The 7,271-nt window shown below is 39.3% G+C and carries 7 protein-coding genes and 1 pseudogene; 7 read left to right on the forward strand and 1 reads right to left on the reverse strand.

Annotated elements, in window-relative coordinates; genetic code table 11:
* The first annotated feature begins 61 nt into the window (after positions 1 to 61).
* From RRB46_RS10475 to RRB46_RS10500, 6 genes and pseudogenes are all read left to right on the forward strand, one after another.
* Positions 62 to 913, forward strand: coding sequence for a MerR family transcriptional regulator (locus tag RRB46_RS10475; protein WP_311538494.1), 852 nt, complete (start codon positions 62 to 64; stop codon positions 911 to 913).
* 592 nt (positions 914 to 1,505) lie between these two features.
* Positions 1,506 to 1,814: pseudogene (locus RRB46_RS10480) on the forward strand (KilA-N domain-containing protein); the annotation flags it as partial.
* A 244-nt stretch (positions 1,815 to 2,058) separates the two neighbouring features.
* Entirely contained in the window at positions 2,059 to 2,880 is an 822-nt protein-coding gene (locus RRB46_RS10485; protein WP_311538488.1) for a Cof-type HAD-IIB family hydrolase, read from the forward strand.
* Positions 2,873 to 3,664: an MBL fold metallo-hydrolase gene (locus RRB46_RS10490; protein ID WP_311538489.1), complete on the forward strand. Its 792-nt coding sequence runs from the start codon at positions 2,873 to 2,875 to the stop codon at positions 3,662 to 3,664. Before RRB46_RS10485 ends, RRB46_RS10490 begins: the two co-directional genes overlap by 8 nt.
* Positions 3,661 to 4,473, forward strand: a complete 813-nt coding sequence (locus RRB46_RS10495) for an ATP-binding protein (protein WP_311538490.1) — start codon at positions 3,661 to 3,663, stop codon at positions 4,471 to 4,473. The genes RRB46_RS10490 and RRB46_RS10495 overlap by 4 nt, the downstream gene beginning before the upstream one ends.
* The gene (locus tag RRB46_RS10500) at positions 4,470 to 5,348 is read left to right on the forward strand and encodes an undecaprenyl-diphosphate phosphatase (RefSeq protein WP_311538491.1); all 879 of its coding nucleotides are present in this window, start codon (positions 4,470 to 4,472) and stop codon (positions 5,346 to 5,348) included. The genes RRB46_RS10495 and RRB46_RS10500 overlap by 4 nt, the downstream gene beginning before the upstream one ends.
* A 61-nt stretch (positions 5,349 to 5,409) precedes the next feature.
* On the opposite strand, the gene RRB46_RS10505 is transcribed toward RRB46_RS10500, so the two are convergent.
* A complete protein-coding gene (locus RRB46_RS10505; protein ID WP_311538492.1) occupies positions 5,410 to 6,186 on the reverse strand; it encodes a hypothetical protein in 777 nt (258 codons plus the stop codon).
* A gap of 164 nt (positions 6,187 to 6,350) precedes the next feature.
* Between RRB46_RS10505 and RRB46_RS10510 the strand changes: the two genes are divergently transcribed.
* Positions 6,351 to 7,205, forward strand: a complete 855-nt coding sequence (locus RRB46_RS10510; RefSeq protein ID WP_311538493.1) for a neutral zinc metallopeptidase — start codon at positions 6,351 to 6,353, stop codon at positions 7,203 to 7,205.
* The last annotated feature ends 66 nt before the right edge of the window (positions 7,206 to 7,271 follow it).

A 7,271-nucleotide genomic window follows, 5' to 3' on the forward strand; every position in this document is an offset into this window, starting at 1 on the left:
GGGATTGAGAATAAAATGTAGTGTTTTTACTACATCTCCAATATACGAGGAGGTAGAAACTATGTTAAGAAGTAAAATTCAAAAAGAAACGGGTCTAACTAGGAAGGCAATAGAGTATTATGAGGATAAAGGACTTATCCATCCTCAGAAATCTGAGAATGGTTATAGAGACTATAGTACTAAGGATTTAGAAATTCTGAAAAAGGTATCTATATTTAGAAAATTGGGAATGAGTATCTCTGATATTTATCAGTGTATATCGTCAGGTGGCCATAGTCTATCTTCTGTTTTAAGGGAAAAACAACATCAATTGGATCTTGATGAAAAAAGGAAGGAAATACTAGAAATGATTGTTAAAGGTGAAAGCAATGAACTAATCAATGAGAAAGTTTCGCTACTTGAGGTGGAAGAAACTATCTATGAAAAACTAGAAATTGCTTTTCCGGGATATTTTGGACAAATGTTATTTGCTGCCTATCAACCATTTTTGAATGAACCATTAGAAGATGATGGTAAGGATTCCTTTTACAAATATATAGCTTATCTTGATAGACTTCCTGCCTTTGAATTAACTGAAGAAGAGAAAAAATACATTGAGAAGATTAGCTCACCCTTTGATATGAAAACCTTAAAGGATATAAATCAGGCTAAACTCGATGCTATTGAGAATTTAGAAAAGTGGATGAAAGATAATGAAGATGCAATTTCTAATTATGAAAGCTATAAAAATAGTGAAGAGTATCAAAATAGCATGATGAAACAGATCCAGGAAAAGCTTAAAAACTTTATGAAGGAAAATCAATATTATGAAATAGCAATTCCACTTATTAGAAAATTTAGCAAGACCTATGATGATTACTATAAGAAGCTCCTAAAGGCAAATGAACAGTATTTAAATAATAGATATCAATAATTATAGGTAGGGACTGTTGCAGAATGAATAAATCGTCCAAAATAACTAGAGGAACCTTGTAGAAAAGTCTCACACGCCGACAGGCTAGTCTCTAAGATCCGACGGGCTAATTGCCTCCATGAGCCGGCAAGCATTCCGAAGCCGACGGTCGGCCCGAAAATTTCCAACAAGAGTCTCAAAGAGCCGACAGGCTTTTCTCGCTTCGCTCGAGTGCTCCGCACGGGTTCTCCATGAGCCGGACAGGCTATCTTCTAATGATGGGACGATAGTTATTCATAGTTTTGCAACAGTCCCTTTTGCGTACATATATTTTACATTATTTATCAAATAATAATTTATGTGACAATAAAATGTCGGTTTGAATAATACTAAAAAAAGTGATAGAAATTTTGATGGAATAATCAGTTGTAAGGAAAAATAAAAGGGAAATAAATTATACATATGGGTAAATAGTGGCTTATAGCATTTGAAAATTATTGATTGGATATACGATTTAATCCTAAAATTATGTCAGAAACCATACGGTGCCCTGGCCATCTTTTTATGGAGAATACAAGTAATAAAGATTAAACCAGAATAAGGAGGGAGCATATTGTCAAAAATTAAAAAAGATAAAATTTCAGCTAAAGGATTTTCAATTCAAGTTTATACTGAAAATTTTAAGAATGATTATATATCCTTAACGGATATAGCAAAGTATGAAAACAAAGAAGAACCAAATGTAGTTGTAGCAAACTGGATGAGAAATTACTATACTATAGAATATTTGGGAAAATCTAAATAATCCAGACTTTAACCCCCTCGAATTCGAGGGGTATTTAAAAGAAGCAGGCAGTAATGCTTTTACCTTATCTCCTCAAAATGGCAGAAAACAACAAATGCCATAGGATTGTTTGTAAAACTTTGAAGAGACAGTTCAAAATGAGGGTAGAAGAGAGGTTGAGATGGTAAATATTATATTACTCTCAATAAAGCTTCTCGCCATAGCCTAGAAGCTAAGGCCTGTAAGAGGAGTCTAATATTTAAAATTATCATATACACACTAAGAGGCCCAGCTGGGGTCTTTTTCAATTGAATATAGGCCCCCAGAATAGTAAAATAATAAGGATTTGAAATGTGTTTTAGATTTAGTAAAGAGGTAAAAATTGAAAAAAGATATTAAGCTAATTGCTTTTGACATAGATGGGACCCTTATTAATAGCAAGGGCGAGGTGCTAGATGAAACTAAGGCCCTTATAAAAAATTTAAAGGAGATGGGAATTAAAATTATCCTTTGCACTGGCAGGACTTTTAATGGCCATTGGTGGATTAGGGAAGGGCTTGATTTGATGAATGATGATGACCTTTCTATTGTTTCTACTGGGGCCTTTATTAGGCAAAATTCTACTGGCAGAGCCCTTGTTAATAAGAGCCTGACTAAGGATGATGTGGCCTTTATTTTTGACCAGATTGATGACCCTAGGCTTCAGATGTCTATCCACACCAGGGATATTATTTTTATTAATGAAGATGAGCCTAATGAGGCTTTTCTTAAGGATAAGGGCCTGGTGAGGATGCCAAGGCTTAAATACGACAGCCTTGATGACATTCCTGATGAGATTGCCAGGGTTTGCCTTTCAGCTAGTCCTGAGATTTTGAAGGATTTTGAGGATAAGCATAGGGCTGATATTGAGAAGAGATTTAAGTATATGAGAAATGCTCCCTTTATCAGCGAAATTCTTAACCCTAAGGCTGGCAAATCTGAGGCCTTGAGGGATTTGGCAGATATAACAGGCATTGGCCTTGATAATATGATGTATTTTGGTGACGGACTCAATGATTTAAAATCAGTGGGCCTTGTGGGTGTGGGTGTAGCCATGGGAAATGGGGCAGAGCCTACTAGAAAGGCTGCTGATTTTGTAATTGGTACAAATGATGAGCCATCCATAGCAGATTTTATCAGAAAGTATCTGGATATAAATGAATAGATTTGTAGTCCTTTCTTCAGGTTCATCTGGCAATACCTCCTTCTTATCCTATGAGGGAACCAAAATCCTAATCGATGCGGGCTTTTCTGGTAGAAAGATTGAAAATCTTTTGGCAGAAATTGGCGAACACCCATCAGATCTTGATGGGATTTTCCTAACCCACGAGCACACCGACCACAGCCAGGGGGCGGCTGTCCTTGCCAAGAGGTTCAAGCTTCCAATCTATGCCAACGAGGGCACTTGGAAGGCTTATTTGCCAAAGACTAAAAATCTCAAGGACGACTCGATTAAGATTTTTAAGTCCAATGAATTTTTAAATTTTAAATCTATGGATATTTATCCAATTTCAACCTACCATGATGCCTATGAGCCGGTAGGTTTTGTAATTTACTTGGCCAATAAAAAGATTAGCCTGATTACAGATACAGGAGTTATTGACGAAAAGATTGCCTATCAGATTAAGGGGTCAGATGTTTATTATATGGAGGCAAACCACGACCTGGAGGCCCTAAAAATTGGCCCTTATCCTTACAAGCTCAAGCTCAGGGTCATGGGCAAGATGGGCCATCTTTCAAATGACCAGGCGGCTGAGGCCCTAGGAGATGCCCTTGAGGGCAAGAAGGAGGCGGTCTTTCTTTCCCACTTGTCAGAGACAAATAATACAGAAGCCCTCTCAAAAATCACAGTCGAATCCTATCTCAATAGCCTAGGCTTAGACACAGACAAGGATATAGACCTAGAAGTAGCTAAAAGATACCAACCATCGAAAGAAATAATATTATGACAGACATAAAAGAAATAGAAAAATCACTTATTAAAAAATATAGAAAAGAAATATGGTCGCCTTTTATCAAGGCTATCAAGGAATTTGAACTCATTAGCGAAGGGGATGTGGTCGGAGTTGCAATATCTGGCGGCAAGGATTCCCTAATCCTAGCCAAGCTTATTGAAGAGCTCCACAAGCACGGCCCGGTCATGTTTGATGTAAAATATATTTGCATGGACCCAGGTTATGATCAGGAAAATCTAGACCTGTTAAAGCATAATCTGGAATATTTACAAATCCCAGCTGGCATCTACGATTCCAAGGTCTTTGACATATCAGAGAGTTTGGCAGATGGGGGCAATCCTTGCTATCTCTGCGCCAGGATGAGGAGGGGCTTTCTCTATGCCAAGGCCAAGGACCTTGGCTGCAACAAGCTAGCCCTAGGCCACCACATGAACGATGTCATCGAGACAATCATGATGAATGTCCTCTATGCAGGCAATTTTAAGACCATGAAGCCAAGGCTTACTGCCCAAAACTTCGATGATATGGACCTCATAAGGCCCCTATATTATCTTAAAGAAGAAGATATCATCAGGTGGAGGGACTTTGCAGGCCTTTCTGCCCTTGATTGTGCCTGCACAGTCACCAAATCGACCTCATCCCACACCAGGGCAGAGATTAAAAAGCTAATTGCAGAGATAAAAAAAGATAACCCAGAAGTAGAAAAATCAATCCTAAGATCAGCAGAAAATGTTAACTGCGACATGGTCCTAGGTTACCAAATAAGGGGAGAAAAACACTCATTCATGGAGGAATTTAAATGATAATCGACCTAATCAAAGTCCTAATCCTTTCTATAGTAGAAGGGGTTACAGAATTTTTGCCAGTATCATCCACTGGCCACCTCATCCTAGTCAATCAATTTGTAAAACTAACGCCAGAAGGCTTCTCAAATGCCTTTAACGTCATAATCCAGCTGGGAGCCATCCTTTCAGTAGTTGTGATCTATTTTCACAAGCTCAATCCTTGGTCTAAAGGGAAAATTTCCCTCCCAAGAAATTATGAAAAATTAAATGGCCAGTCTAAGGCCTACTTTATCTTGACCCACCCAGATGGCCAAACCATAATACTTTGGACTAAGGTAATAGTCGGAGTCCTACCAGCCATGGTCTTAGGTCTCCTCTTTGATGATTTGATCGACAAATACCTCTTTAACCCAATCACAGTGGCAGCAATGCTGGTAATTTGGGGCCTCATAATCATCCTAATCGAGAGGAAAAATAGGGGCAAGGAAGCCTTCGCCTACGAGAGCCTGGCAGATGTGCCTTATAAGATTGTCCTTGCTATAGGGTTTTTCCAATGTCTTGCTATGATTCCAGGCACATCAAGGTCAGCAGCCACAATCATCGGCGGCCTAGTCCTTGGCCTATCAAGACCTGCTGCGGCAGAATTTTCCTTCTTCCTAGCCATCCCAACCATGCTAGGAGCCACAGCCCTAAAACTAGTCAAAAACCTAGCAGGCTTTTCAGGCTATGAGTGGTTTTTAATAGCCCTCGGCATGGTCCTATCCTTCCTAGTGGCCTATGCAGTAATCAAGAAATTCCTAACCTATGTCAAAAACAACGACTTCATCCCATTTGGCATCTATAGGATAATTTTAGGAGTCCTAGTCCTTGGATATTTCTTAATAATTGGATAAAAAAAGACCCCAGTCTTAGAAATGCTAAGATTTGGGGTATTTTTTTGCAAGAGTCTAAAGATTAATAATTTTCTAGCTTGATAAAGGCAGATGGGCCATAGATTGACCATTTTGTTTGCCTTAAAAGGTCTGCACCAAAGACAACTTGGATATCCGCATCATTTAGGTCGGAGTCGATTGATACTGATTGGATTTTCACATCCTTATTGTCGATTTTAAAGCTAAATCTATTGAGGTAAGTTACATCATCAGTAGCTTCTCCCATCATATCCATAGTTTTTGCAAGGTCTGGGTCAGATGCGACTACTTCCTTGCCGATAGATTTAGAAACTATAGTTAAAGGTCTGGATGAGTCTATGGCAGCCTTTATAATTTTATCACCTAGGCCAATATTTAGGATTGGTTGGTTGGTCTTCTTTCCGCTTGCTTTGGTAAAATCAGAAGTTTGGACTTCAAACCTACCCTCGGCCAAATTTCCTCTCCAGGCAAATTGACTGATAATATTCCAGCCTAGGACCATGTCGCAGTCGTTGGTATTGCCCATTGGATCATGGCCTATGTCAAAGACCGAATCCTTGCAAATTAGAACTGGCACCCTGTTTAATTTTAGACCACCTATAAGAAGTTCGCCTAGAAAGGCCCTCTTGTAGGTCTTTTTTTCGTCTATGTAGTCCTTATCAATCATCTCTATATCAAGGTCCTTGGCCACTGATTCCTTAATCATGGTATTGCCCCTGGTGTTAAAGAGGGCAATAAGGCTCTTACCCTTTGAGCCTAGGCCCAGGTAGATGAAGTTTAAAAATTTCTTATCTGCTATTGGAACTAATGAAAAATTCATGTTCTCTCCTTTGTATCTGTAATTTCTTATATTATACCTTAAACTTGACTAAAGTATAAAGCTAATCTTTAAAGGGCCAAATAAGTTTTAAAGATTAAAGATAAGGCTAAATTAAATTGCCTACATTTGGGTATTAACATTATATAAAGAAAAAGGAGAATTTTATGAAATGGAGAGGTAGAAGACAGAGTGGAAATATAAATAATGCTGGCCGTGGTGGTGGCCGAGGAGGCCTGGCCATTGGTGGGGGAGGGCTAATCCTTGCCCTAGTTATATTTTTAATGACAGGAGACCCATTTGCAGCCCTTGAATCTACAACAAAGACAGCCCCACAGACCCAGCAAGAAGAATATGTCATGACCCAGGCAGAAAAAGACCTTTATGAATATTCGGCAGTAGTCTTAGCTGATACAGAAGACGCCTGGACAGAAATTCTGGCCAAGGAAGGAATCGACTACAAGCCAGCCCAGATGGATATATTCAAAGATGCAATCAATACAGGATGCGGCTTTGCCCAGTCAGGGACTGGACCCTTTTATTGCTCAAGAGATAATAAGGTTTACATGGATCTGTCATTTTTCAATAGCCTGGTCAATGATTTTGGGGCCAAAAATGGAGATTTCATAGTCTCCTACGTCATAAGCCATGAAATCGGCCACCACGTCCAAAATGTCACAGGCATCATGGACCAATACCAAAAACTCATGCAAAAACTCCCAGAAAAGGAAAGAAACGCCCTCACAGTCAGACTAGAGCTCCAGGCAGACTATCTTGCAGGAGTAGTAGCAAGCTACCAACACAAAAAAGGCTACCTAGAAGAAGGCGATATAGACGAAGCCATATCCACAGCCTGGGCCATAGGAGATGACACTATCCAAAAGAAAGGCCAGGGCTATGTAGTCCCAGAATCCTACACCCACGGCACAAGCGAGCAAAGAAGCCGTTGGTACCAAAAAGGCTTTAAAGCAGGCGACCTATCAGAATGGGACACCTTCAAGCTAGACCCAAGTGACTTATAAAAGAGACCTTCGGGTCTTTTTAGTACCATAAATAGTGTAAGAAAGAAAGTAATTTCTATCTTGCAC

It is taken from the genome of uncultured Anaerococcus sp. (genome assembly GCF_963512375.1).
In the GTDB taxonomy this organism is placed as follows: domain Bacteria; phylum Bacillota; class Clostridia; order Tissierellales; family Peptoniphilaceae; genus Anaerococcus.

What these genes read in the sequence shown, in the direction of transcription:
- RRB46_RS10475 (WP_311538494.1), top strand. Translation starts at nt 62, where the DNA reads ATGTTAAGAAGTAAAATTCAAAAAGAAACGGGTCTAACTAGGAAGGCA.
- RRB46_RS10490 (WP_311538489.1), top strand. Translation starts at nt 2,873, where the DNA reads ATGAATAGATTTGTAGTCCTTTCTTCAGGTTCATCTGGCAATACCTCC.
- RRB46_RS10495 (WP_311538490.1), top strand. Translation starts at nt 3,661, where the DNA reads ATGACAGACATAAAAGAAATAGAAAAATCACTTATTAAAAAATATAGA.
- RRB46_RS10500 (WP_311538491.1), top strand. Translation starts at nt 4,470, where the DNA reads ATGATAATCGACCTAATCAAAGTCCTAATCCTTTCTATAGTAGAAGGG.
- RRB46_RS10505 (WP_311538492.1), bottom strand. Translation starts at nt 6,186, where the DNA reads ATGAATTTTTCATTAGTTCCAATAGCAGATAAGAAATTTTTAAACTTC.
- RRB46_RS10510 (WP_311538493.1), top strand. Translation starts at nt 6,351, where the DNA reads ATGAAATGGAGAGGTAGAAGACAGAGTGGAAATATAAATAATGCTGGC.